The sequence below is a fragment of the Kitasatospora sp. NPDC051702 genome (assembly GCF_040681575.1).
Classification (GTDB): Bacteria; Actinomycetota; Actinomycetes; order Streptomycetales; family Streptomycetaceae; genus Kitasatospora.
Genome location: NZ_JBFAZB010000057.1, coordinates 1 through 24,135, shown reverse-complemented (window position 1 = coordinate 24,135; position 24,135 = coordinate 1). Strand labels below are relative to the sequence as shown.

Below are 24,135 nucleotides of genomic sequence, written 5' to 3'. Positions count from 1 at the left end.
GATGCCGACGGGGTGTCGGCAAGACCGGGCGCACCCGGACACGGCGAAGGCCGGGGCCCTGCGGACGAATCCGCGGACCCCGGCCTCCGACTGCCCCGACCTGTCTCGAACGCCCTGATCGAACGAGATCGGAACGACGGCTCAGTGGCCGCCCTGCTCCGCCAGGCGCTTGATCGAAGCGGTGACCTCGGCCTCGGCCTCGGCGCGGCCGACCCAGTTGGCACCCTCGACGGACTTGCCGGGCTCCAGGTCCTTGTAGACCTCGAAGAAGTGCTGGATCTCCAGGCGGTCGAACTCCGACACGTGGTGGATGTCCCGCAGGTGCTCCCAGCGCGGGTCGGTCGCCGGGACGCACAGCAGCTTGTCGTCGCCGCCGGCCTCGTCGGTCATCTGGAACATGCCGATGGCGCGGCACTTGATGAGGCAACCCGGGAAGGTCGGCTCGTCCAGGATGACCAGGGCGTCCAGCGGGTCGCCGTCCTCGCCGAGCGTGCCCTCGACGTAGCCGTAGTCGGCCGGGTAGCGGGTCGAGGTGAAGAGCATCCGGTCGAGCCGCAGACGGCCGGTCTCGTGGTCGACCTCGTACTTGTTACGAGAGCCCTTCGGGATTTCGATAAGGACGTCGAACTCCAACGGTTCCTCCAAGGTAGGGACTGACAGAATCCAAGTGTCTCCTACGGGAGTGAGTGCTCAGGAAAGGGGCCGGTCGGTGGGAGCAGGGGGCGGGGCGGTGCACCGCCGCAGGGGGAGGGCCGCGGGGCTGTTCGGGGCGGCGCTGCTGGTCGTCGCAACGGTGCTGACCTCGGGTGGGGCGCACGCGCAGCCCTCGCCGTCGGCGAGCGGCCACAGCTCCGACCGGGGGGAGGACGACGACCGGGACGGCGGCCGCAAGGGCGACCACGGCAAGGGGCCCGCCACGTCCGGGCCGGGTGACGGTCCGACCACCCGTCCGGCCGATCCGCCCGCCACGACGGCCACTCAGGGGGCGCGGGGTCCCGCGGGCACCACCGGCGCCCCCGGAGCCCCAGGCACGCCCGGCACCCCCGGCGCCACGAGCGCCACCGCGAGCCCGGGCGGCGCCACCGCCCCGGCCGCGCGCCCGGCTCCCGCCCAGGGCGCCGTCCTGGCCTCCGTGGAGGCCGGTGCGGACGCCGCCGTCCCCACCTCCCAGGGCCTCCAGCAGGCCCTCGCCGGCGCCCTCGCCGACCGGAACCTCGGCACCGTCACCTTCGCGGTGGCCGACGCCGCCGACGGCCGGCTCCTCTACGGCTCCGGCGAGAACGTCCCCGCCACTCCCGCCTCCACCACCAAGCTGGCCACCTCGATCGCGGCGCTGTCGCTGATCCCCGGTGACACCCGGCTGAGCACCAAGGTGGTCAGGGGCGCCGACGCCGGCACCGTCACCCTGGTTGGCGGCGGGGACCCGACGCTCACCGCGCTGCCCGCCGACCAGGTGCAGATCGGCGGCCAGGCCGCCGACGCCGACACCGCGCCGGCCTCGCTCGACGCCCTCGCCCGGCAGACCGCCGCCGCCCTGAAGGCCGCCGGCACCACGAGCGTGCACCTGGACTACGACCTGTCGATGTACACGGGCAGCCCGCAGCACAAGAACCACGACGGACAGAACATCGCCCTGGTCGTCCCGTTGATGCTCGACGAGGGCAAGGTCGACCCCAGGAGCCGTGAGGAGGCGCCGGCCCGGGTCGCCGACCCCGCCGGGCAGGCGGCCGAGGCCTTCGCCGCGCTGCTCAGGGCCCAGGGCGTGGCCGTGGAGGGCAAGGCCAGGGCCGCCGCCGCCCCGGCCGCCCCCGGTGCGGCCGTCCTCGGCCGGGTGGACTCGCCGACCGTCGCCCGGCTGGTCGAGCGGCTGCTCACCACCTCCGACAACCAGCTCGCCGAGGCGATGGCCCGTCAGGTCGCCGTCGCCGCGCACCAGCCCGCCGGTTTCGAGGGCGCCGCCACCGCCGTCACCCAGGAGCTCGCCAGGCTCGGCGTGCCGATGACGGGCGTCGCGCTCAACGACGGCAGCGGCCTGCACCCCGGCAACACCGTCCCGCCGGCCGTCCTGGTCCGGCTGCTCGCGCTGGCGGCCTCCGAGCAGTACCCGGCCCTGCGCCCGGTCCTCACCGGCCTGCCGATCGCGGGCTTCACGGGCACCCTCGGCAAGCGCTACGGCTCCGGCTCGGGCTCCGCCGACGCGGCCGGTCTGATCCGAGCCAAGACCGGCACCCTCAGCGGCGTCAACACCCTGGCCGGCACGGTGGTGGACGCCGACGGCCGCCTGCTGGCCTTCGCCGTGATGACCCGCACCACCGCCCCCGTCGACACCGCCCGCGCCGCCATGGACCGCATCGCCGCCCGACTCTCCGCCTGCGGCTGCCACTGACCGGCCCCGGGCCGGGTCCGGGTTCGGCGGGTGGCTGCCGTTGACGGGTGCGAGCACGTACGGTGAGGGCATGACGAGCGCGAGTGGCGGTGCTGGCATGGTCGACTGGAATCTCGCGGTCGCAACCGCGACCAGGTTGGTGCGGCCGGGGCCGGAGGTGAGCCGGGCCGAGGCCGCGGCGGTGGTCGCCGAGCTGCGCCGGCACGCGCTGGAGGCCGAGGAGCACGTCCGGGCCTTCACCGGGATGCGGTCGAGCAGCCTCGCGGCGGCCGCCGCGACACCGGTGCTGGTGGTGGACCGCCCGGGCTGGGTGCGGGCGAACGTCGCGGGCTTCCGGACGGTGGTCCAGCCGCTGGTGGACAAGCTCCAGGCGCGCCGGGCGAGCAGTCCGACGGCGGGCGTGTTCGGCACGGTGGGCGAGAAGGCCACCGGGATCGAGGTGGGCGCGCTGCTGGCGTTCCTCTCCACCAAGGTGCTCGGCCAGTACGAGACCTTCGCCCCGGCGGAGCCGTCCCTGGAGGCGCCGGACAGCCCCGCCGCGCTGTTCGACAAGCCGCGGCTGGGGCCGGAGGGCCCCGGGCCGGGCCGGCTGCTGCTGGTGGCGCCGAACATCGTCCACGTGGAGCGGGAGCTGGACGTCGACCCGTCCGACTTCCGGCTCTGGGTGTGCCTGCACGAGGAGACGCACCGGACCCAGTTCACCGCGGTGCCGTGGCTGCGCGACCACATCCAGTCCGAGGTGCAGTCCTTCCTGGCCGAGACGGACGTCGACCCGGGTGCGCTGCTGGACCGGCTGCGGGACGCGGCGGGCTCGCTGGGCGGCGGCCCGCAGGGGGCCGGGGGCCGGGAGGGCGCGCCGTCCGCCGGGTTGATGGAGATCGTCCAGTCGCCCGCGCAGCGCGAGATCCTGGGCCGGCTGACGGCGGTGATGTCGCTGCTGGAGGGCCACGCCGACGTGGTGATGGACGGGGTCGGCCCGGCGGTGGTGCCGACGGTGGCGGAGATCCGGGAGAAGTTCCAGCAGCGCCGCGACCGCGGGGCGAACCGGCTGGACCTGGTGCTGCGCCGGCTGCTCGGGATGGACGCCAAGCTGCGGCAGTACCAGGACGGCGCGGTGTTCGTGCGCGGGGTGGTGGAGCAGGTCGGCATGGAGGGCTTCAACCGGGTCTGGACATCCCCGAACACGCTCCCGACCAAGGAGGAGATCCACGACCCGGCCGCCTGGGTCGCCCGGGTCGCGCGCTGACGGCGGCCGGCCGCGGCGGCGACGGACCCCGCCGCTAGCCGGGCGCGGGGTGGCGCAGGGTGGGCGCGGGGCGGTCAAACCCGCTCGTACGAGTGGTCCAATCGGGCAACGGGAGGGAGAAGATACGTTTCTCCATTCACCCGAACGTGGGACGGTGGTCGTACCGGTGGCGCGGGTGGCGTAGCGGGCCGCCACTTTCTGCCACCATCTGTGAGCGCCCGGTAACAGGGTGCTCACACGGGGGCGCGGCCCGGCCGCGCGAACCGTCGTCCTGTCCCCTCCGCCGAGGAGCCGTCCGCCGTGGGACCACACCCCGCCGTCGCCGCGATACGCCTGGCCGTCCGCCGCACGCTCACCGACCTCGCCGCCGAGGCCGGCACCACCTTCACCGCGCCCGTGCGCGAGCCCCGCGGGCGCCCCGCCGGCGCGCCGCTGGTGGGCGCCGCCGTCGGCACCACCCTGATCGGCAACGCCGCCCGCCACCCCTCCGGACTGCCCCGGACCCCGGCCGCCCCCGGCTCGCCGCTGGTGCTGGTCGCCGTCAGCGGCGGCGCGGACTCGATGGCGCTGGCCATCGCCGCCGCCTTCGAGGCCCCCAAGATCGGCCTGCGGGTCGGCGCCGTCACCGTCGACCACGGTCTGCAGGCCGGCTCCGCCGACCGGGCCGCCCAGGTCGCCGAACGGCTGCGATCGCTCGGCCTCGACCCGGTCGAGGCGATCCCGGTCGACGTCGGCCGGGCCGGCGGCCCGGAGGCGGCCGCCCGGGACGCCCGCTACGCGGCCCTGGACGAGGCCGCCGAGCGGCTCGGCGCGATCGCCGTCCTGCTCGGCCACACCCGCGACGACCAGGCCGAGACGGTGCTGCTGGGCCTGGCCCGCGGCTCCGGCGCGCGCTCGCTGGCCGGCATGCCCGCGCAGAAGGGCCGCTACCGCCGCCCGCTGCTGGAGCTCGACCGGGCGGCGACCCGGCAGGCCTGCTCCGCCCAGGCGATCCCGGTCTGGGACGACCCGCACAACTGTGACCCCGCCTACACCCGCTCCCGGGTCCGCCACGAGGTGCTGCCGGTGCTGGAGAAGCACCTGGGCGGCGGCGTGGTCGAGGCGCTGGCCCGGACGGCGCGGCTGTTCCGCGACGACGCGGACGCCCTCGACCAGTGGGCCTCCCTGGCCGAACGCGACCTCCGGACCGGGGAAGGCACCCTGGACGCCGTGAAACTCGCCGAACTGCCGCCCGCCGTCCGCCGCCGGGTGCTGCGCCGGGCCGCGCTCCGGGCGGGCTGCCCGGCCGGCGACCTGTTCGCGCGGCACCTCGAGACGATCGACCTGCTGGTCACCGGATGGCGCGGCCAGGGGCCGTTGCACCTACCCGGGGGCGTCGAGGCCACCCGCAGGTGTGGCACGCTGGTCTTTCGGCGGCAGGGCGACTGACGGGCTGGCATGCCCCGGGGTGGCCGGCCGCCGGCCACACAGACCCCGAACGTTTGAGGACGTATCCCCGGTGGACCAGAACGACATGGGCGCTGACCTCGCGAAGGTGCTCATCAGCAAGGACGAGATCGACGCCAAGCTCCTGGAGCTGGCCGAGCGCATCGACCGGGACTACGCAGGCAAGGACCTGCTGATCGTCGGCGTCCTCAAGGGGGCCGTGATGGTCATGGCCGACCTCGCCCGCGCCCTGCACTCGCAGGTCACCATGGACTGGATGGCGGTGTCGTCCTACGGCATGGGCACCAAGTCCTCCGGCGTGGTGCGCATCCTGAAGGACCTGGACACCGACATCGCCGGCCGGGACGTCCTGATCGTCGAGGACATCATCGACTCCGGTCTGACGCTGTCCTGGCTGCTGGGCAACCTGGGCTCGCGCGGCCCGGCCTCGCTCGAGGTCTGCACGCTGCTGCGCAAGCCGGACGCGGCCAAGGTCGAGATCGACGTGAAGTACGTCGGTTTCGACATCCCGAACGAGTTCGTGGTCGGCTACGGCCTGGACTACGCGGAGAAGCTGCGTAACCTGCCCTTCATCGGGACCCTCGCCCCGCACGTCTACGGGGGCTGAGAACCCCGTTCGGGCTACGGGTGGGAACAGCAGGTGGTTCCCGCCCGTTGGACCGGGCGGACAAAGAACGAAGCTGTGTCGCTGCGCTCCCGCCACCGGCGGGCGCGACTGCGGTACGGTCCAATAAAACCGCTCTTCACATGAGCACCGACCGGATGCGCCGCGGCCCACAGCCCCCCGGCGCCGTTGAGTGGCAGGAGGGACGGGGCGGCAACGCCCCGCATGGATGGACGTCAAGCGATACTTCCGTGCGCCGATCATGTGGATCGTGCTGGCCGTCCTCGCCGTCATCGTATTGATGCAGGTCGTTTCGGACTCGAACGGCTACAAGACGGTGGACACCGGTCAGGTCGTCGCAGCGATCGACGCCAAGCAGGTCAAGTCCGCGCAGATCACCACCGGTGACTCGAACACGATCAAGATCCAGCTGAAGGACGGCGCCACGCTGTCCAACGCCGGGACGGGCAAGCCGCCGTCCGGCAGCAAGTTCCAGGCCTCGTACATCGGCGACCAGGGTGTCTCGATCGCCGACAAGCTGCAGGCCCAGATCAACGACAACGACTCGAGCACGCTCTCCGAGGGCTACACCGTCAGCCCGGAGAAGCAGAGCACCTTCGTCAGCCTGCTGCTGTCGATGCTCCCGATCGTCATCATCGTCCTGGTCTTCCTGTTCCTGATGAACCAGATGCAGGGCGGCGGCTCCCGGGTCATGCAGTTCGGCAAGTCCAAGGCCAAGCTGCTCACCAAGGACACCCCGAAGACGACCTTCGCGGACGTCGCGGGTGCCGACGAGGCCGTCGAGGAGCTCCACGAGATCAAGGAGTTCCTCCAGGAGCCGGCGAAGTTCCAGGCCGTCGGCGCCAAGATCCCCAAGGGCGTGCTGCTCTACGGCCCGCCCGGCACCGGCAAGACCCTGCTGGCGCGCGCCGTCGCCGGCGAGGCCGGGGTGCCGTTCTACTCCATCTCGGGCTCCGACTTCGTCGAGATGTTCGTCGGTGTCGGCGCCAGCCGCGTCCGCGACCTCTTCGAGCAGGCCAAGGCGAACGCCCCGGCGATCGTCTTCGTCGACGAGATCGACGCCGTCGGCCGGCACCGCGGTGCGGGTCTCGGCGGCGGCCACGACGAGCGCGAGCAGACCCTCAACCAGCTGCTGGTCGAGATGGACGGCTTCGACGTCAAGGGCGGCGTGATCCTGATCGCCGCGACCAACCGCCCCGACATCCTGGACCCGGCGCTGCTGCGCCCGGGCCGCTTCGACCGCCAGATCGCGGTGGAGCGCCCCGACCTCCAGGGCCGTCTGGACATCCTGAAGGTCCACCAGAAGGGCAAGCCGATCGCGCCCGACGTCGACCTGTCGGCCGTCGCCAAGCGCACCCCCGGCTTCACCGGTGCGGACCTGTCGAACGTCCTCAACGAGGCCGCTCTGCTGACCGCCCGCTCGGACAAGAAGCTGATCGACAACGGCATCCTGGACGAGGCGATCGACCGCGTCGTGGCCGGTCCGCAGAAGCGCACGCGGATCATGTCCGACAAGGAGAAGAAGATCACCGCGTACCACGAGGGCGGTCACGCCCTGGTCGCGGCGGCCTCCCCGAACGCGGACCCGGTGCACAAGATCACCATCCTGTCCCGCGGCCGGGCCCTCGGCTACACCATGGTGCTGCCGGACGAGGACAAGTACTCCACCACCCGCAACGAGATGCTCGACCAGCTGGCCTACATGCTGGGCGGGCGCGCGGCGGAGGAGCTGGTCTTCCACGACCCGACCACCGGCGCCTCGAACGACATCGAGAAGGCCACCGCCACCGCGCGGGCCATGGTCACCCAGTACGGCATGACCGAGCGCCTGGGCGCGATCAAGTTCGGCACCGACAACTCGGAGCCGTTCCTGGGCCGCGAGATGGGCCACCAGCGCGACTACTCGGAAGAGGTCGCCGGGCTGGTGGACGAAGAGGTCAAGAAGCTCATCGAGAACGCGCACAACGAGGCCTGGGAGATCCTGGTCGAGAACCGCGACGTGCTCGACAACCTGGTTCTGGAGCTCCTCGAGAAGGAGACCCTGAACAAGGAGCAGATCGCCGAGATCTTCGCCCCCGTGGTCAAGCGCCCGGCCCGGCCGGCGTGGACGGGTTCCTCCCGCCGCACGCCGTCCACCCGGCCCCCGGTGCAGTCCCCGAAGGAGCTGGCGCTCACCAACGGCGCCGCCACGACCGACACCGCCCCGGTGGACGTCGTGAAGCTCCCGCCGCTGCCGACCGCGGAGCCGCCCGCGGAGGGCTGATCCGGCCCACCGTGCGAACGGAATGGATGCCGCGTCACCGGGGTTTGTACCCTGGAGGCGCGGCATCCGTGCTGCTCAGCAAAGTCGTCCCTAGTAAGCGAGGCCCGCATGATCGACCCGGTGACGCTCGACGGTCCGCCCGCCGTCGGGACCTTCGACCAGAAGCGGGCCGAGAACGCCGTGCGGGAGCTGCTGCTCGCGGTCGGTGAGGACCCGGACCGCGAGGGCCTGCTGGAGACCCCGGCCCGGGTGGCGCGCGCCTACAAGGAGATATTCGCGGGCCTGTGGCAGGAGCCGGAGGACGTCCTCACGACCACCTTCGACCTCGGCCACGACGAGATGGTCCTGGTGAAGGACATCGAGCTGACCTCGGTCTGCGAGCACCACCTGGTGCCGTTCCGCGGCGTGGCCCACGTCGGGTACATCCCGTCCCCCAGCGGCAAGATCACCGGTCTGTCCAAGCTCGCCCGGCTGGTCGACGTCTACGCCCGCCGCCCGCAGGTGCAGGAGCGGCTGACCAGCCAGGTGGCCGACGCGCTGATGCGGATCCTGGAGCCGCGCGGGGCGATCGTCGTGGTCGAGTGCGAGCACATGTGCATGTCGATGCGCGGCATCCGCAAGCCCGGCGCCAAGACCATCACCTCCTGCGTCCGCGGCCAGCTGCGCGACCCGGCCACCCGGGCCGAGGCGATGAGCCTGATCATCGGCCGCTAGCGGCCCCGGCGGGGTCCCGGCGGCCCCGGCGGGGTTCAGAGCACCTCGCGCTCCGCGTGCGGCGGGGCCGGGGTGCCCAGGGCGTTGCGGCGCTCGGGCATCCGCAGGGTGACCATCCGCCGCCAGCCGAAGGCCCGGTCGTACAGGTAGAGGGCGTGCACCCCGAGGGTGACCACGGCCAGCTGCCAGCGCGGCCAGCGCAGGATCCGCGCCATCCGGGACGTCACCGCGAGGCCGACGTCCCGGTGGGTGCGGATCTCGCCGCGGGCGCTGGTCTCCAGGGTGTGCCGGATGTACGGCCCGTGGCCCTCGGCGCGCAGCCGCAGCAGCTCCTCGTGGCAGTACGCGAGGTGGTCGTCCTCGTCGGCGGAGATCATCCGCACCGCCCGGCCGAGGTCCGGGTTGTCCCCGTAGACCCTGACCAGCTGGCGCATCTGCTCGGCGGCGCGCTGCTCGGTGACCCGGCTGTGCGCGAGGTAGGTGATGATCTCGCGGTCGGTCAGCGGGAGGTCGCTGTTCAGCCGCTCGTGCGAGAGGCCGACGCCCTTGCGCTCCAGCAGCATGCAGTAGTCGGCCTCCTCCGGGACGGGCACCTTGGGCAGGCCGCGCTTCTTCAGCAGCTGGCTGAAGATCCGGCCGTGCTTGCGCTCGTCGGCGCCGTGCCGGGCGATCTTGGGGGCGAGGACCGGATCCCGGGTGAGGACCGTGATCCGCTCGTTCTCCCAGCCGCCCTGGTCCTCGCCGCCCGCCGCGATGCTGCAGAACAGCTGGTACGCCTGGTCGTTCCGGTAGATCTCGTTGAAGAGCGATCGGGTGCTCAGCACGGCGCCTCCTGCGCGGATCCGGGTGGCGCCCGCCGGGGGTCGGACGGGCGGCCGCGATACGTTCCCCCGGGCGGCCGGCCGGCCGGGGCGACCGGCCGGTAGTCACCCGCATGCGTCAGCCGAGGTGCTCGCCGATCCACTCCAGCGAGGACGGCAGCTCGCGGGTCCAGCTGTCGAAGTTGTGGCCGCCGTCGTCCAGGTACTGCGAGTCGATCCGGAACTGCGGGTTGGCCGCGGCCACCTGCTGGGCGTGCTCGACGAACTGCACGGTCTGGGCGAAGTCGCCCTCCTTGCGGGAGGAGACCACCAGCAGCGACAGCGCCGGGGCCGGGAGGTTCTGCAGCCGCCAGTTGAGGTCGCTCTGCTGGGCCAGGGCGTTGTCCCCGCCGAACAGGCTGCCACCGGTGAACTGGTCCTCCTTCACCTTGAAGTCGCCGTGCAGGCCGACCGCGCTGCCGTAGACGTTCGGGGAACGCATCGCCAGCCGCAGTGCGCAGCTGCCCCCGGTCGAGTAGCCGAAGACGGACCAGGAGGCCGCGGAGCGGCCGGTGCGGTAGGTGGCGCGCAGCGCGTCCGGCACGTCCTTGGTGAACCAGGTCTCGCTGCGCGGGCCGCCGGGGACGTCCACGCACTCGGTGTCGCGCGGCGCCGCGACGGTCGGGCGGGCCATCACCACGATGGTCGGCGGCATCTTGCCGGACTTCTGCATCTCGGTCACGGTGTGCACCAGCGGCAGCTCCTTGAGCAGGTTGAGCGTGGTGCCGGGGTAGCCGGCCAGGGCCACCATGACCGGGAAGCGGACCAGCGCGAACTTCGGGTCGAAGTACTCGGGCGGCAGGTAGACGAACATCTGGTCGGACAGGCCGGTCTCCTTGCCGTTGACCCGGACCGACTCGACCTTGCCGGTCTCCTCGGGCGGGCCCTTGGGCAGGTCGGTGACCGTCTCCAGGCCGCCCTCGGTGGTCGGCTGGATCAGCTCGTCCGAGGCCGGGGCGACGCCCTTGTGGTTCTCGTTGCTGGTGAGCGCCAGCTTGGTGCCGCCGGGGCTGAGCAGGTCGTCCCAGGAGGTGTAGAACCCGAAGGAGTTGTTCACCGCCAGCGCCAGTACGGCCACCACGGAGACCTGAGTGACGGTCAGCAGGCCAAGCCGGCCGAGGACCGGCAGCGGGCGCTGGCGGGCGAGCCGGGGCCAGAGCCACAGGGTGGTGACGAGGGCCGCGGCGCCGAGGGCGAGCAGCGAGTTCACCAGCGCGTCGCTGGTCAGTTCCATGCCGTCGGCCTTCCGGTGGGACACTGTCGGTGCACGGCTTCATGGTCTGGCGGTCCGTCAGCTCGGGCCACCGCGGCTACGCCGTCCGGACGTCGGGGCGGGCCGGGAGGGCGGGGGGAGTCCGTAGGCAACCGGCGCCCTAGAATGCGGCGTCCACCGTACGTACGGCGTACCGGAGGGCCCTGCCGCGCCACGCGGCGACGGGCCCCCGGCTCCCACCCCCGGCTCAACCGCAACGCGCACTCGGCACCGGATTACCGACCGTTTCCGGATCCTTGGTATGCGCATTGCCCGATGAAGGAAATGGCATGAAGGTCCATCACGCGTCCTCCCCCGGAGTGACGGGACAGCGCCCCGCAGCCTCTACGCTGAGCTTCCATGAGCGTTCCCGTGTCCGTTGAGCCGAGCCCCGAGCAGCCGCGTCGTCGCCGCGGTCTGCAGACGCTGCGCAACCAGGCGTCGGCCGTGCCGAGGGCCTGGCTGCCCGGCGCGGTCGGGTACGCCTGTCTGCTGATCGGGCTGCTCGACATCGCCAGTGCGGTGTTCCCCAAGCTGCGCCACAGCAGGATGCACAGCTTCGCCGGGCAGCTGCCGGGCGGCACCACCACGCTGGCCGCGGTCGGCACGATGATGGTCGGCCTGCTGCTGGTGCTGCTCGCGCACGCGCTGCGCCGGCGCAAGCGGCGGGCCTGGCGGGTGGTGTGCGTGCTGCTGCCGGTCGGTGCGGCGCTGCACATCGTGCGCTGGCACCAGGTCGGCCCGGCGGTCGTCTCGCTGGTGGTCCTCGCCGTGCTGCTCGTGCACCGGCGCGAGTTCTACGCCAAGGCCGACCCGCGCACCCGCTGGCGGGCGCTGGTCAACCTGGTCGTGATGGGCACCGTCAGCGTGCTGCTGGGCCTGCTGATCGTGAGCACCCGGACCAAGTACGAGATCGGCCACCCCGGTCTGGGCGAGCGGCTCGAGCACGTCGGGTACGGACTGTTCGGCTTCGAGGGGCCGATCCGTTACAACAACATCCGGATGTCCGACCTGGTCGCCTACCTGCTCGGCGGGCTCGGTCTGCTGACCGCCTTCACCACCGCCTACCTGGCGCTGCGACCTGGCAAGCCGAAGCCGGAGCTGACCGCCGAGGACGAGGAGAAGGTCCGCGCGCTGCTCGCCCGGCACGGCGAGCGCGACTCGCTCGGCTACTTCGCCCTGCGCCGCGACAAGAGCGTGCTCTTCTCGCCCACCGGCAAGGCCGCGATCTCCTACCGCGTGGTCTCCGGCGTGATGCTGGCCTCCGGCGACCCGGTCGGCGACGTGGAGGCCTGGCCGGGCGCGATCAAGGTGTTCATGGCCGAGGCGCGCGAGCACGCCTGGGTGCCGGCCGTGATGGGCTGCAGCGAGGTCGGCGGCGAGGTCTGGACCCGTGAGGCGGGCCTGGACGCCCTGGAGCTGGGCGACGAGGCGATCGTCGACACCGCCTCCTTCTCGCTCTCCGGCCGGGCCATGCGCAACGTGCGCCAGATGGTCAAGCGGATCGAGCGCAACGGCTACTCCTGCCAGGTGCGCCGGGTCTCCGACCTCTCCCCGGCGGAGCGGTACCGGATCGCCGACGCGGCCGCCCGCTGGCGCGGCACCGACACCGAGCGCGGCTTCTCGATGGCCCTCGGCCGCTTCGGCGACCCGCTGGACGAGGACTGCGTGGTGGTCACCGCGCACAAGGCCCCGGAGGAGGGCGAGGGCGGCGACGACCTGAAGGCCGTGCTGCACTTCGTGCCCTGGGGGCCGGACGGCATCTCGCTGGAGCTGATGCGCCGCGACCGCGCCGCCGACCCGGGCCTGAACGAGCTGCTGATCGTCGCCGCCCTGCAGGCCGTGCCCGCGATGGGCGTGCGCCGGGTGTCGCTGAACTTCGCGATGTTCCGCTCGGCCCTGGCCCGCGGCGAGCGGATCGGCGCCGGCCCCGTCCTGCGGGCCTGGCGCGGGCTGCTGGTGTTCCTCTCCCGCTGGTTCCAGATCGAGTCGCTGTACAAGTTCAACGCCAAGTTCCAGCCCGAGTGGGAGCCGCGCTTCCTGGTCTTCCCGAGCACCAGGGACCTGCCGCGGATCGGTTTCGCCGCGATGCAGGCCGAGGCCTTCATCACGCTCGGCATGCCGCGCTTCGGCCGCCGGCGCCAGCGCGAGGGGCTGATGCCCGCCCCGGCCGCCCACGAGGTCACCGAGGCCGCCTGAGGCCGCCCGGAGCGCCGCCGCGTGGACGGGGCCCCCGCCGAGGATCCTCGGCGGGGGCCCCGTCCGATAATGGAGGACATGAGCAACTCGCCGTCCTTCTCCCTGCCGGCCGGACTGCCGCGGCTCGACCGCTGCGCCGTGATGGGCGTGGTCAACGTCACGCTCGACTCCTTCTCGGACGGCGGCCTGTGGCACGACCCCGCCAAGGCGATCGCGCACGGGCTCGCCCTGCGCGCCCGCGGCGCCGACCTGGTGGACGTGGGGGGCGAGTCCACCCGCCCCGGCGCCCGGCGGGTGCCCGAGGAGGAGGAGCTGCGCCGGGTGCTGCCGGTGGTGCGCGAGCTGGCCGGGGCGGGGGTGGTGGTCTCCGTCGACACCATGCGCGCCTCCGTCGCCGAGCAGGCCGTCGCGGCCGGCGCCGCGCTCGTCAACGACGTCTCCGGCGGCCTGGCCGACCCGGCGATGGCCCGGGTGGTCGCCGAGACCGGCGCACCCTTCGTGGTGATGCACTGGCGCGGGCAGTCCGCCGACATGGAACGGCTGGCGGTCTACGACGACGTGGTGACCGACGTGGTCGGCGAGCTCACCGGCCGGGTCGAGGCGCTGCTGGCGGCCGGGGTCAAGGAGGAGCAGCTGATCCTCGACCCGGGGCTCGGCTTCGCCAAGACCGCCGAGCACAACTGGGCACTGCTCGGCCGGCTGGACGCGCTCACCGCGCTCGGCCGTCCCGTCCTGGTGGCCGCATCGCGCAAGCGGTTCCTGGGTACGCTGCTCGCCGACCCGCAAACCGGGGAGCTGCGCCCGGCGCGGGAGCGCGACGACGCGACCGCCGCGGTGTCGGTGCTGTCGGCCCAGGCCGGCGCCTGGGCGGTGCGGGTGCACGACGTGTCCGGCACGGCGGACGCCGTGCGGGTGGTCGCGGCCTGGCAGCACGCGGCCCGACGAGGGGTGAGGGAGGGTCTGTGACAGGTGACGGCAGGCTGAGCGGCGGGACGGCCGGCCGGGCCCGCGAGGCGGACCTGGAGGCCGTGCTCGCGGCGAACCGGGCGCTCTACCAGGCGCTGGAGGAGGGGGACCTGGAGGCGGTCGAGGACGCCTGGCTGGGTGCCGCGGACGCCGACGACAAGGGCGGGGTGGTCTGTGTGCACCCCGGCTGGCCGGTGCTGCGCGGGCGGGCACAGGTGACCCGCTCGTACATGTTGATCATGATGAACACGGAGTACATCCAGTTCTTCCTGACCGACGTCGAGGCGGAGGTCCACGGTGATGTGGCCCTTGTCACGTGCACCGAGAACATCCTCTCCGGCGGCGAGGCGGAGGAGGAGGGCGAACTCGGACCGCTGGTCGGCGGAAAGGTCGTCTCGACGAATCTCTTCCGCCGCACCCCGGCCGGGTGGAAGCTCTGGTCGCACCACGGTTCACCCGTTCTGACCAGCGGCGACGAGGACGACGAGGACTGATCCGGGAGTTACCCGAAAACCGCCGCCGGGAGGTCGCCCGGGAATTTCCGAGTGGTCACCGAACGTTCACGTCAATCGCCATTCCGGTGCGCGTGGCGACGGTTCGTGCCGGGTAGGACGGTCAGGCGGTGTCCGCCCCCGCGGGTAGATTCGAAACGGAGTGGCGGGCCTGCTGCCCGCCTTCGCCCTGCCCGTCCATGTCATTCTCCGGGTGGGGCCCGTCCGACTGGGAGCAGTGATTCGTTTGCTGGACCGCGTCACCCTGCGGGGTCTGCGTGCCCGGGGCCACCACGGCGTCTTCGAGCGCGAGCGCGTCGAGGGCCAGACCTTCGTGGTCGACCTCGTGCTGTACCTGGACACCCGCCCCGCCGCGTCCGGCGACGACCTCACCCGCACGGCGCACTACGGCATCGTGGCCGAGGAGGTCACCGCGATCATCGCCGGGGAGCCGGTCGACCTGATCGAGACCCTCGCCCAGCGCATCGCCGACCAGTGCCTGAAGCACGAAGCGGTCGAGGAGGTCGAGGTGACCGTGCACAAGCCCGACGCCCCGATCACCGTGCCGTTCGACGACGTGACCGTGACCATCCACCGGAGCCGCGCATGACCGCCGCTGCGCGCCCCGCAGTTGTAGAGGCCCAGCCTCCCCGAGTAGAGGACGCCCGATGAGCACCAGCGACCCGACCGCCTCGCCGACCACGTTCGACCTGGAGAGCCGGGTGGACTCCGCCGACACCACGCTGCACAGCCAGCGGTGCGCGGTGATCGCACTGGGCAGCAACCTGGGCAACCGCCTGGACACCCTCCAGGGGGCCGTCGACGCCCTGGCCGACACCCCCGGACTCAAGATCAAGTCGGTCTCCGCCGTCTACGAGACCGAGGCCATGGGCGGCCCCGACGAACAGCCCAACTACTACAACGCGGTCGTCGTGCTGCGCACCACGCTGCCCCCGCGCGACCTGCTGGAGCGCGGCAACGCGATCGAGGACGCCTTCGGCCGGGTCCGGACCGTCCACTGGGGCCCGCGCACCCTGGACGTCGACATCCTCGCCTACGAGGGCGTGCTCAGCGACGACCCGCAGCTGCTGCTGCCGCACCCGCGCTCGCACGAGCGGGCCTTCGTGCTCGCCCCCTGGCTGGACGCCCAGCCGGAGGCCGAGGTGCCCGGGCACGGGCAGGTCGCCGAACTGCTGCGGGCCCTCGGCGGCCCGGACGCGCAGGGCGTGTGGCGCCGCGAGGACATCCGGCTGACGCTGCCGGAGTGACCGCCCCCGGCCGGGCGGCCGGGGAACCAGACCGGGGGCCCGGCCGTACGACTAGGTGTCCGCCGTTCGCGCGGTGGTCCGCCCGGCCGGGCCCGGTACGGTGGCCTGGCGCCGCCGTGCCGGACCACCGGGCGGCCGGCCGGCTCTGGTAACCCCGGGAAGGACCTCCTCCGAGTGAAGCTGCTTCGCCTCCGTCTGCTGGTCGGCATCACCGCTGCCACGACGGCGCTGTGCTGGGCCGGCGCCAAGTTGTGGGCCTCCCTGGACACGCTGCCGGCGGTGCCGGTCGCGGCGCCGGTGGTGCTGGCCGCGGTGGCGGTGATCCTGCTGGCCACCGCGCTGTCGCTGCGCTCCCGGCTGAAGGCGGTGCGCGAGCGGCAGCCCGGCGCGAAGGGCGTCGACCCGCTGCTCGCGGCCCGGGCGGTGGTGCTCGGCCAGGCCAGCGCGCTGGTCTCGGCGGTGGTCACCGGCGTCTACGCGGGCGCCGGGATCTTCCTGCTCGGCGAGCTGGACGTGCCGGCCCGCAAGGACCAGGCAGTCACGGCCGGGCTCGCGGTGCTGGCGGGAGCCGCGGTGATAGCGGCGGCGCTCTGGCTGCAGCACGTGTGCCGGCTGCCGGAGGACCACGACGGGCCGAGCGGTCCGGCGGCCTCGCACCGCTGAGCGGGTCCGGCGCCGCTGAGCGGTCCGCTCGCGCGGGCCGGCCCCGCAGCGCCGAACGGGGCATTCCCGGTGATCTTGAGTGAAGCGCCGGGTACGTGCGGTAAAACTTGCGCACTGTCAAGGGCGGAAGGGGACCCTGGGCTGACACGGCCCCAATTCGCACGCTAGTTTCTTGGCATGTCTCGCGGACGTCACCGTCATTCCTCCGTCCTCGGCCGGATCTTCCCCCCCACCGCCGCCGGCGTGCTGCTCGTGGCCGCGCTGGGCGCCCTGCTCTTCAGTCAGGACACCATCCTGGTGCGCTCGGTGGGCGTCGCTGCGGTGATCGCGACGCTCGGCTTCGCGCTGCTCCTGAAGCAGCGTGACAAGGCCGCCCGGGCCGCCGCCGAGATGGCCGTCGCACAGCGCCTGCGGGCCGAGGAGCGCTTCGAGGAGCAGCTCGCGGAGGCCGAGTACGCGGCCGAGGTCGCCGAGGAGCGGGCCACCCGGTTCGGGCGGCGGCTCACCGCGGAAAAGTCCCGGCTCGCCAAGGCCGAGACGGAGATCGCCCGGCTGCTGCGGGAGCGGGCCGTGGCGGTGGCCGAGCAGGCGCTCAAGGAGGCCGAGGCGGCCCAGCGGGCGCTCGCCGCGAGCCGCCCCAAGCACCCGGCCAGCCCGGCCGCGTTCGTCCGTGCCGGCTCCGTGCTGCGGCTGCTGGCGCGGCGGGCGGCGGAGCGGGAGGCGCAGCGGGAGCGGACCGCGGGCGCGGAGGTCGCGCTGCGCGCGGCCGCGGCGCCGGCCAGGCAGGCCCCGGTCCGGCAGGCTCCGGCCGCGGTGGCCCCTGCGCCCGTCGTACCGGCCCCGGTGGCGCCCGTGGTGCCGGCTCCGGTGGCCCCTGCGGTGCCGACCCCGGCCCAGGCCCCGGCGGTGCCGGCTCCGGCCGCCCAGGCGCCGGTGCGGCCCGCGCCGGTGCGCCCGGCGCTGACCGCCACGGTCGGGCAGCTCGGCGGGGCGCCGACGGCTCCGGTCGCGGTGCCCGCCCCGGTGGAACGGCAGCGGCTGCGCCCGGCGCAGTCCGGGGCGCGCGGACAGGGCTTCAGCTTCTTCGGCCGCGGTGCTGGTACTGGTGCTGCTCCGGGTTCGGCCGTGCGTGCGGCGGCCCCGGCGCCGGCGGTGGGCAGCGTCGCCGAGCTGGGGGAGCGCACGGACCTCGCGGACGTGGTGGGCGACGAGGCGGTGGCCGCACAGGCGCAGGCCGAGGCGCAGGAGGTCCGGGAGGCCCAGGCGGCGCCCGCGCCGGAGGGCGTCGGCGAGCCGGAGGGTCGCGACGAGCCGACGGGCCGTGCGGCCGGGGACGGGGCGGTGCCCGAGGTGGTCGACCTGACCCCGGAGGAGGAGACCGAGCTGATCCAGCTCCCGGAGCTGCGCGCCTCGCGCTGAGCCCGGGGCCGCTGGAAACGGCGACGGCGCGGGAAGTCGGTCCGACCGACTTCCCGCGCCGCGGCGTTCCCGGGGGTGCCGGGACGGGCCCGGCGGGGCGTCAGAGCTGGACGCCGAAGTCCTGGGCGATGCCCGCCAGGCCGGAGGCGTAGCCCTGGCCGACGGCACGGAACTTCCACTCGCCGCCGTTGCGGTACAGCTCGCCGAAGATCATCGCGGTCTCGGTGGCGGCGTCCTCGGAGAGGTCGTAGCGGGCGATCTCGGCACCGCCGGCGGCGTTCACCACGCGGATGTAGGCGTTGCGGACCTGGCCGAAGCTCTGGCCGCGGGCGACCCCGTCGTAGATGGTGACCGGGAAGGTGATCTTGACGGCCTCGGCCGGCAGGCCGGCCAGGTTCACGTTGATCGACTCGTCGTCGCCGACGCCCTCGCCGGTGCGGTTGTCACCGGTGTGCACGACGGTGTTGTCGGGGGTGCTGGTGTTGTTGAAGAAGACGAAGTGCCCGTTGGACAGCACCTTGCCGTCCGCGTTCAGGACGATCGCGCTGGCGTCGAGGTCGAACTCGGCGCCGGTGGTGGTCCGGACGTCCCAGCCCAGGCCGACGCTGACCGCGGACAGGCCGGGGGCCTCCTTGGTCAGCGAGACGTTGCCACCCTTGGAGAGGCTCACTGGCATGGCGATTGCAGTCCCTTCGTTCGCTTTTCCCCGGACAACGCAATACTCGGGTGGGTTGGTTCCACGGAGTCCGTGAATTTCTGGTGGCCGCCAATCCCCGGGCAAAGGCGGGGCAATAACGGGGATCAGATCCGGCGGAACCGGCCCTGCAGTGACCAGATGTTCGGATTGTCGGCCAGGTCGGGGTGCATGTCGAACAGATCGGCGAGGGTGTCCTGGAGGAAGTCCCGGGCCTCGCGCCGCAGCTCGCCGTGGCGCACCACCGCGGGCGGCTCGTCCGGCAGCCAGGTCGCGCTGACCTCGACCCAGTTGAAGCGGCGGGCGAACCGCAGCAGCTCGGTGTTCTGAGTGAAGTCCAGGTCGGCGGTCTGCACCCGGGCGGCCCGGCCGCCGTCCGGGTCGCGGTCCAGCTGCTCGGCGATGTCGCACAGCGCCCACGCGAAGTCCAGCACCGGCACCCACCCCCAGGCGGTGGACAGCTCGGCGCCCTCGGCCTCCAGGTAGACGTCGCCGCAGAACAGGTCGTACCGCAGCGCGTGCACCGAGGCGGACCGGTAGTCCGTCTGCGGAGGGTCGGGGAAGCGGTTGGAGAGGGAGTAGCCGAGCTCGATCACGTAGGCCATTGTCCGGGCTGCGGGCGGTGCCGCGGAACCGGGGCGGTGCCGGTGGCGGGCGGGCGGGGGTCCGCGGACCCGCCCGGACCGGTGCGGATAACCGGGTGACCCGGCGGGGGCGGGCGCGGGATGATGGGCGCATGCCCGAGCCCATCCGCGTACGGGGGTCGGTGGTCGTCCCCGACGCCGAGCTCGTCTGGCGCTTCTCGCGTTCCTCCGGCCCCGGTGGCCAGCACGTCAACACCTCCGACACGAAGGTCGAGCTGCGCTACGACCTGGCGTCCTCCCGGGCGCTGCCCGAGGTGTGGCGCGAGCGTGCGCTGGAGCGGCTGGCCGGGCGGCTGGTGGACGGCGGGGTGCTGGTGATCCAGGCCTCCGAGTTCCGCTCGCAGTGGCGCAACCGGGAGGCGGCCGCGGCCCGGCTGTCGGCGGTGCTGACCGAGGCGTGCGCGCCGCCGCCGAAGGCCCGGCGGGCGACCAGGCCCAGCCGGGGGACGGTCGAGCGGCGACTGGCCGGCAAGCGGCACCGCTCCGAGCTGAAGCAGGGCCGGCGCTCGCCGCGGGGCGGCGAGTAGGCGGGCTCAGCCGAGGGCGCGGTACCCGCCGCGGAAGTAGAGCAGCGGCCGGCCGGCCGGGTTGGGGACCACGGCCTCCAGGACGCGGCCGAGCAGCAGCGTGTGGTCACCTGCGGGTATCCGCTGTTCGGTGCGGCACTCGACGGTGGCGAGCGCGCCGTCGATCAGCGGCGCCCCGGAGTGCGGGCCGCGCCGGTGCGGGGTGTCCGCGAAGAGCAGCCGGTCGCTGAGCCGGCCCTTCATGGCGAAGCGGGAGCCGAGCGCCTTCTGGCCCTCCGTGAGCAGCGAGACCGCCCAGGTGTCCGTCCGGGTGAGCACCTCGTCCATCCGGGAGTCCTCGCGGACCGAGATCAGCACCAGCGGGGGCTCCAGCGACACCGAGAGGAAGGACGTGGCGGTCATGCCGATGTCCTCGCCGTCCTCCGGGTCGTGGACGGTGACCAGGCTGACGCCGGCGGCGAGCTGGGAGAGTGCTGCCCGGAACTCGTCGGGCGTGGCCTGGGTGGCAGCTTCGGGCTGCGGGGACGGGTACACGTACCGCACGGTAGCCGGAGGCCGCCGCGCTCTGCATCGGGCCGAGGTCGTAGGACCACCGGCGCGGGCCGGGGTCACGGGCGGTGGCGGGACCCGCCCCCCGCGAGGTGGTGGAGCTCACTCTCAGGAGTGAAGTGAGGGGCCTGCCGGGCGGCAGGGGCCTTCAGTGCGGGACCGCTGAGGTCGACCACGGGAATTGCCCTGATAGCGCGTGATGTACCGCTATGGGGCGGATGAGCTGATTAAGGGCGCATTAGTGTTGTGTGATTTAAGTCACAAGTAGCGGCCTATTGCTGACCGAGCGTGCCGAACGCTGTGCTCCCTGTGATTCAGTTCTTCTGGCAATCGGACGATAACCAATCAAGAACTATCCGAAGCAGCCGGGGAGCCCCCGCATGGAAGCCGAGTCGGAGCCGTACGTCCGTCTCGCGACCCTCCGCACCTTGCACCGGGTCGTGGCGGACCTCAACGCTGCCCGCAGCCTGGCGGGCACGCTGCAGGCCGTCGTCGAGGGCGCGGTGCACGGGCTCGGCTTCGACGCCGCCGCGGTCAGCCTGGTCCGCCCGGACGGCGACTTGGTGGTGGCGGCCGTCTGGGAGCTCGAGGAGAGCGCCATGGGCGGCCCCTCCGTGCTGCTCGGCCAGGTCGGCTCCCGGGAGTCCTGGGACCGGCTGCTCGGCGTCAGCGACCACTGGGGCACCCTGCGCTTCCTCCCCTACGACCGAGGCTGGGCCGTCGCCAGCGACATCCCGCGCTGGATCGGGGACGGCCCGCTGCCCGTCTACGCCAACGACTGGCACCCGGCCGACGGACTGCTCGCCCCGATGTACAGCGCTGGCGGCGACCTGCTCGGCGTGCTCTCGGTGGACCGTCCGCGCAGCGGCAAGCGGCCCGGGGCGTGGACCCGCGAGGCGCTGGAGATGTTCTCGCTGCAGGCCTCCATCGCGATCGGCAACGCCCGGCTGCGGGCCGAGATGCAGCGCGCCCTGGCCCGGCTGGAGAAGGAGCAGCAGGCGCTGCGGGCCAGCGAGGAGAGCTTCCGCCAGGCCTTCGAGTACGCGCCCAGCGGGATGGCCATCACCGAACTGCACGGCGCCGGTCGCGGCCAGCTGACCAGGGTCAACGACGCGCTCTGCCGACTGCTCGGCCGCCCCCGCGCGGTGCTGCGCCAGCAGAGCTTCGCCGATCTCGTCCACCCCGAGGACCGGGCCCTGCTGGAGCGCACCAGCGCCGAGAGCGGCCGGGCGGAGCTGCGGCTGTCCCGGCGGGACGGCGGCTACCAGTGGGTGTGCCTGCGCAACTCGATCGTGGCGGACGCGGCCGAGGGCCCGAGCTTCCTGCTCACCCACGTCGAGGACATCGAGGAGCGCAAGCGGCACGAGTTCCAGCTCGCCCACCGGGCCAGCCACGACGCGCTCACCGGCCTGCCGAACAGCGCCGAGCTGAAGGCCCGGCTGGCCCGTCGGCTCTGCAGCGAGCCGCAGACCGTCGGCGCCGCCGCCGGGGCCGAGACGGCCTACCCGGCCCCGTACGGCTACCCCGCGGACTCCTACGCCGCGCACGCCGCCTACGACGGGCTGGAGGGGGCGGACCCGTACGCCGGGCCGGTGCACGGCTACGGGCTGCCCGAGGCCGGTCCGCTGCCGGGGCTGACCGCGGCCTGCGGGGAGCACGTGCACGCGGTGGTCCCCACCGACCACGGCCCGGGCGAGGCCTGGTCGGCGCCCTTCCGCTCGGGGGCCGCGGCCCACGCGGACAAGGGGCTCGCGGTGCTCTTCTGCGACCTGGACGGCTTCAAGTCGATCAACGACCGGTTCGGCCACAACGCGGGCGACGCGGTGCTGGTCGAGGTCGCCCGGCGGCTGAGCCAGGCCGTCCGGGACGGCGACACGGTGGCCCGGCTCGGCGGCGACGAGTTCGTCGTGCTGGCCGACGGCATCGGCCGGGAGGAGGCCAAGGACCTCGCCCACCGGCTGCGCAACGCGATCATCCCGCCGATGCGGATCGACGGCCGGGCGATGCGGGTGGGCGTCAGCCTCGGCATCGGCTGGGCGGGCTGCGGGATGAGCACCGAGGAGGTGCTGCACACCGCGGACGAGCGGATGTACGACGAGAAGCGGGCGCGCGGGGGCGCGGTGCGCGGCGCGCGCGGCGAGCGTTCGCACCGGCGGGCGGGCTGACCGGGCCCCGGGGCCGCGCAGGTTACCCGTGGGTTGTCAAGGGCTCTTTCCCGGCAGTCGGGTACGGCAGGTAGGGTTCCCGGGTACGAGAGCGTCCATGATCTGCGCCGGTCCGCACCCGGCGGCGCGAACCGGATGGGGGAGTTGACCACCGTGACGACCGCCGGCAGCAACGGAGTGCCCGAGGGCCAGGGGGGCGGTGCCCCGCAGGACGACGATCCGTTCGGCTACCTCTACCGCCCGGCCGAGGGCTCGACCGGGCAGTCGGCCGAGCCGCAGCAGGGCGTGCCCCGGACGTCGTACAACCGCCCGATGGAGGTCGGCCGGGCGCAGTACGGGCAGCAGTACCCGCCCCGGGCGCCGCAGCAGCCGGCCTACGGCCAGCAGCAGCCGGGCTACCCGGGCCAGCAGCAGACCCCGTACGCCCAGCAGGGGGCGCCGCAGCAGCCCGAGTACGGCACGGCGCCCACCCAGCAGAACCGCTACGCCGAGCACTCCCGGCCGCAGCCGGGCGAGGAGCGGCCGAGCAGCGGTCGCAGCAAGGGCGCGGTGATCGGCGCGGTCGCCGTCGTCGCGGCCATCGCGATCGGCGCCGGCATCGCGCTGTCCTCGGGCGACCCGGACGGCGACAAGACCGCCAAGTCCGGCACCCAGACCACCGCCGCGGCCCCGCCCACCACCGCCGCGACCGGCGGGTCGTCCCCGACCGCCTCGCCCTCGGCGAGCGCCACCGTCGCGGCCGGCCCGACCACCGTGGACGCGGGCCAGCTGCAGGCCCAGAACGCGCCGTCCGGCAACAGCGTCAAGGGCGCCAAGTCCGCGGACGGCAGCTACCTGACCCTCCAGCAGGGCGGCTCGGTGACGTGGAACGGCGAGGTCGCCACCGCCGGGACGTACAAGCTGACGGTGCACTTCAGCAACGCCGGCGCGGACGTGAAGGGCGCGGCCTCGGTGAACGGCAAGGACTGGCCGAGCGGGCTGCCGTTCAAGAACTACTCGCCCGGCAAGGACCCGGCGTCCTCCTGGTACACCACCTGGATACTCCCGCAGCTGCAGGCCGGGGCGAACAGCGTCGTCATCACCGCGCCGGGCGGACCGATCCTGATCGACCAGATCACCGTCGAGCCGAGCGGCTGACGCCCGGCGTCCGAGTGCGCGACGGCCGCCCGTCCCCGTGGGGGAGGGCGGCCGTCGGCGTCCCGGGGGCCGTCAGGCGGGCTTCACCACGTCGAAGCGCTCGGCGCCGAGCACCCAGCGGCCGCGGCGCATGACGGCGACCAGGTCGTAGGTCTCGGAGTCGAGGGCGACGAGGTCCGCCAGCTTGCCGGTCTCGAGGGAGCCGGTGGTGCCGGCCAGGCCGAGCAGCCGGGCGGGGGTGGTGGAGAGCGACTCGACGGTCTGGCCCAGGCTGAGGCCGTTGACCGTGACGGAGCGCTTGAAGGCGACGTCCAGCGTGAGGGTGGAACCGGCGATCGCGCCGCCCTCGACCAGGCGCGCGACGCCGTCCTGGACGCGGACCTGGAGGGGGCCGAGGGGGTAGAGGCCGTCGCCCATGCCGGCGGCGCCCATGGCGTCGGTGATCAGGGCGACGCGGGAGGCGCCGGCGGTGCGGTAGGCGAGGTCGAGGACGGAGGGGTGCAGGTGCACGCCGTCGTTGATCAGCTCGACGGTGACGCGGTCGTCCTCGAGGAGGGCGACGATGGGGCCGGGGGCGCGGTGGGCGATGCCGGGCATGGCGTTGAAGAGGTGGGTGGCGAC

Annotated in this window: 23 protein-coding genes; 16 read left to right on the top strand and 7 right to left on the bottom strand. The window is 73.4% G+C overall.

The window, feature by feature from the left end; all coding sequences use genetic code 11:
• Positions 1–141: 141 nt before the first annotated feature.
• Positions 142–633 (bottom strand): inorganic diphosphatase, encoded by a 492-nt coding sequence (locus AB0N04_RS33500; protein ID WP_030244505.1) that lies wholly within the window; start codon positions 631–633, stop codon positions 142–144.
• A 97-nt stretch (positions 634–730) separates the two neighbouring features.
• Between AB0N04_RS33500 and dacB the strand changes: the two genes are divergently transcribed.
• The 6 genes from dacB to folE all read left to right on the top strand — a co-directional run bounded on the left by dacB (position 731) and on the right by folE (position 8,680).
• Positions 731–2,386 (top strand): D-alanyl-D-alanine carboxypeptidase/D-alanyl-D-alanine-endopeptidase, encoded by a 1,656-nt coding sequence (dacB, locus tag AB0N04_RS33495; RefSeq protein ID WP_360215047.1) that lies wholly within the window; start codon positions 731–733, stop codon positions 2,384–2,386.
• A 70-nt stretch (positions 2,387–2,456) separates the two neighbouring features.
• Positions 2,457–3,632: a zinc-dependent metalloprotease gene (locus AB0N04_RS33490; protein ID WP_360215050.1), complete on the top strand. Its 1,176-nt coding sequence runs from the start codon at positions 2,457–2,459 to the stop codon at positions 3,630–3,632.
• Positions 3,633–3,932: 300 nt separating this feature from the next.
• Positions 3,933–5,060 carry a tRNA lysidine(34) synthetase TilS gene (gene tilS / locus AB0N04_RS33485; RefSeq protein ID WP_360215053.1) on the top strand — a complete coding sequence of 376 codons (1,128 nt, stop codon included), beginning with the start codon at positions 3,933–3,935 and terminating at the stop codon, positions 5,058–5,060.
• Positions 5,061–5,130: 70 nt separating this feature from the next.
• Positions 5,131–5,685, top strand: a complete 555-nt coding sequence (gene hpt, locus AB0N04_RS33480) for a hypoxanthine phosphoribosyltransferase (protein ID WP_030059589.1) — start codon at positions 5,131–5,133, stop codon at positions 5,683–5,685.
• Positions 5,686–5,911: 226 nt separating this feature from the next.
• Entirely contained in the window at positions 5,912–7,966 is a 2,055-nt protein-coding gene (ftsH, locus tag AB0N04_RS33475; RefSeq protein ID WP_360215056.1) for an ATP-dependent zinc metalloprotease FtsH, read from the top strand.
• Positions 7,967–8,074: 108 nt separating this feature from the next.
• Complete coding sequence (gene folE / locus AB0N04_RS33470) at positions 8,075–8,680, top strand: GTP cyclohydrolase I FolE (RefSeq protein ID WP_360215059.1); 606 nt, start codon at positions 8,075–8,077, stop codon at positions 8,678–8,680.
• Between the two features lie 35 nt (positions 8,681–8,715).
• Here the strand turns inward: folE and AB0N04_RS33465 are convergent, their stop codons facing one another.
• Both AB0N04_RS33465 and AB0N04_RS33460 read right to left on the bottom strand, forming a co-directional pair.
• On the bottom strand, positions 8,716–9,504 hold the full coding sequence (locus AB0N04_RS33465; protein WP_360215062.1) for a ferritin-like domain-containing protein: 789 nt from the start codon (positions 9,502–9,504) through the stop codon (positions 8,716–8,718).
• Positions 9,505–9,619: 115 nt separating this feature from the next.
• A complete protein-coding gene (locus AB0N04_RS33460) occupies positions 9,620–10,774 on the bottom strand; it encodes an alpha/beta hydrolase-fold protein (protein ID WP_360215065.1) in 1,155 nt (384 codons plus the stop codon).
• A gap of 378 nt (positions 10,775–11,152) precedes the next feature.
• Between AB0N04_RS33460 and AB0N04_RS33455 the strand changes: the two genes are divergently transcribed.
• The 7 genes from AB0N04_RS33455 (at position 11,153) to AB0N04_RS33425 (ending at position 17,798) form a co-directional block, all read left to right on the top strand.
• Positions 11,153–12,991, top strand: coding sequence for a phosphatidylglycerol lysyltransferase domain-containing protein (locus AB0N04_RS33455; RefSeq protein ID WP_360215068.1), 1,839 nt, complete (start codon positions 11,153–11,155; stop codon positions 12,989–12,991).
• A 69-nt stretch (positions 12,992–13,060) separates the two neighbouring features.
• The gene (gene folP / locus AB0N04_RS33450; RefSeq protein ID WP_360215071.1) at positions 13,061–13,957 is read left to right on the top strand and encodes a dihydropteroate synthase; all 897 of its coding nucleotides are present in this window, start codon (positions 13,061–13,063) and stop codon (positions 13,955–13,957) included.
• Entirely contained in the window at positions 13,954–14,451 is a 498-nt protein-coding gene (locus tag AB0N04_RS33445) for a nuclear transport factor 2 family protein (protein ID WP_280685470.1), read from the top strand. Before folP ends, AB0N04_RS33445 begins: the two co-directional genes overlap by 4 nt.
• A gap of 247 nt (positions 14,452–14,698) precedes the next feature.
• Positions 14,699–15,058 carry a dihydroneopterin aldolase gene (gene folB / locus AB0N04_RS33440; protein ID WP_360215118.1) on the top strand — a complete coding sequence of 120 codons (360 nt, stop codon included), beginning with the start codon at positions 14,699–14,701 and terminating at the stop codon, positions 15,056–15,058.
• Between the two features lie 58 nt (positions 15,059–15,116).
• Positions 15,117–15,716, top strand: a complete 600-nt coding sequence (gene folK / locus AB0N04_RS33435) for a 2-amino-4-hydroxy-6-hydroxymethyldihydropteridine diphosphokinase (RefSeq protein ID WP_360215074.1) — start codon at positions 15,117–15,119, stop codon at positions 15,714–15,716.
• A 174-nt stretch (positions 15,717–15,890) separates the two neighbouring features.
• Positions 15,891–16,379: a DUF3180 domain-containing protein gene (locus AB0N04_RS33430; protein WP_360215077.1), complete on the top strand. Its 489-nt coding sequence runs from the start codon at positions 15,891–15,893 to the stop codon at positions 16,377–16,379.
• Between the two features lie 177 nt (positions 16,380–16,556).
• Positions 16,557–17,798: a hypothetical protein gene (locus AB0N04_RS33425; protein ID WP_360215080.1), complete on the top strand. Its 1,242-nt coding sequence runs from the start codon at positions 16,557–16,559 to the stop codon at positions 17,796–17,798.
• Between the two features lie 100 nt (positions 17,799–17,898).
• Here AB0N04_RS33425 and AB0N04_RS33420 read toward each other — a convergent pair whose 3' ends face one another.
• Positions 17,899–18,474 (bottom strand): TerD family protein, encoded by a 576-nt coding sequence (locus AB0N04_RS33420; RefSeq protein ID WP_360215083.1) that lies wholly within the window; start codon positions 18,472–18,474, stop codon positions 17,899–17,901.
• A gap of 125 nt (positions 18,475–18,599) precedes the next feature.
• Positions 18,600–19,088 (bottom strand): hypothetical protein, encoded by a 489-nt coding sequence (locus AB0N04_RS33415; RefSeq protein ID WP_360215086.1) that lies wholly within the window; start codon positions 19,086–19,088, stop codon positions 18,600–18,602.
• Positions 19,089–19,228: 140 nt separating this feature from the next.
• Between AB0N04_RS33415 and arfB the strand changes: the two genes are divergently transcribed.
• On the top strand, positions 19,229–19,663 hold the full coding sequence (arfB, locus tag AB0N04_RS33410; RefSeq protein WP_360215089.1) for an alternative ribosome rescue aminoacyl-tRNA hydrolase ArfB: 435 nt from the start codon (positions 19,229–19,231) through the stop codon (positions 19,661–19,663).
• Between the two features lie 6 nt (positions 19,664–19,669).
• Here arfB and AB0N04_RS33405 read toward each other — a convergent pair whose 3' ends face one another.
• Positions 19,670–20,197: a flavin reductase family protein gene (locus tag AB0N04_RS33405; protein ID WP_360215092.1), complete on the bottom strand. Its 528-nt coding sequence runs from the start codon at positions 20,195–20,197 to the stop codon at positions 19,670–19,672.
• Between the two features lie 395 nt (positions 20,198–20,592).
• Between AB0N04_RS33405 and AB0N04_RS33400 the strand changes: the two genes are divergently transcribed.
• A complete protein-coding gene (locus tag AB0N04_RS33400; protein WP_360215095.1) occupies positions 20,593–22,377 on the top strand; it encodes a diguanylate cyclase in 1,785 nt (594 codons plus the stop codon).
• Positions 22,378–22,521: 144 nt separating this feature from the next.
• Positions 22,522–23,514, top strand: a complete 993-nt coding sequence (locus AB0N04_RS33395) for a hypothetical protein (RefSeq protein WP_360215098.1) — start codon at positions 22,522–22,524, stop codon at positions 23,512–23,514.
• 72 nt (positions 23,515–23,586) lie between these two features.
• On the opposite strand, the gene AB0N04_RS33390 is transcribed toward AB0N04_RS33395, so the two are convergent.
• Positions 23,587–24,135: amidohydrolase family protein (locus AB0N04_RS33390; RefSeq protein ID WP_363365635.1), on the bottom strand; the 549-nt coding region annotated here is incomplete at its 5' end.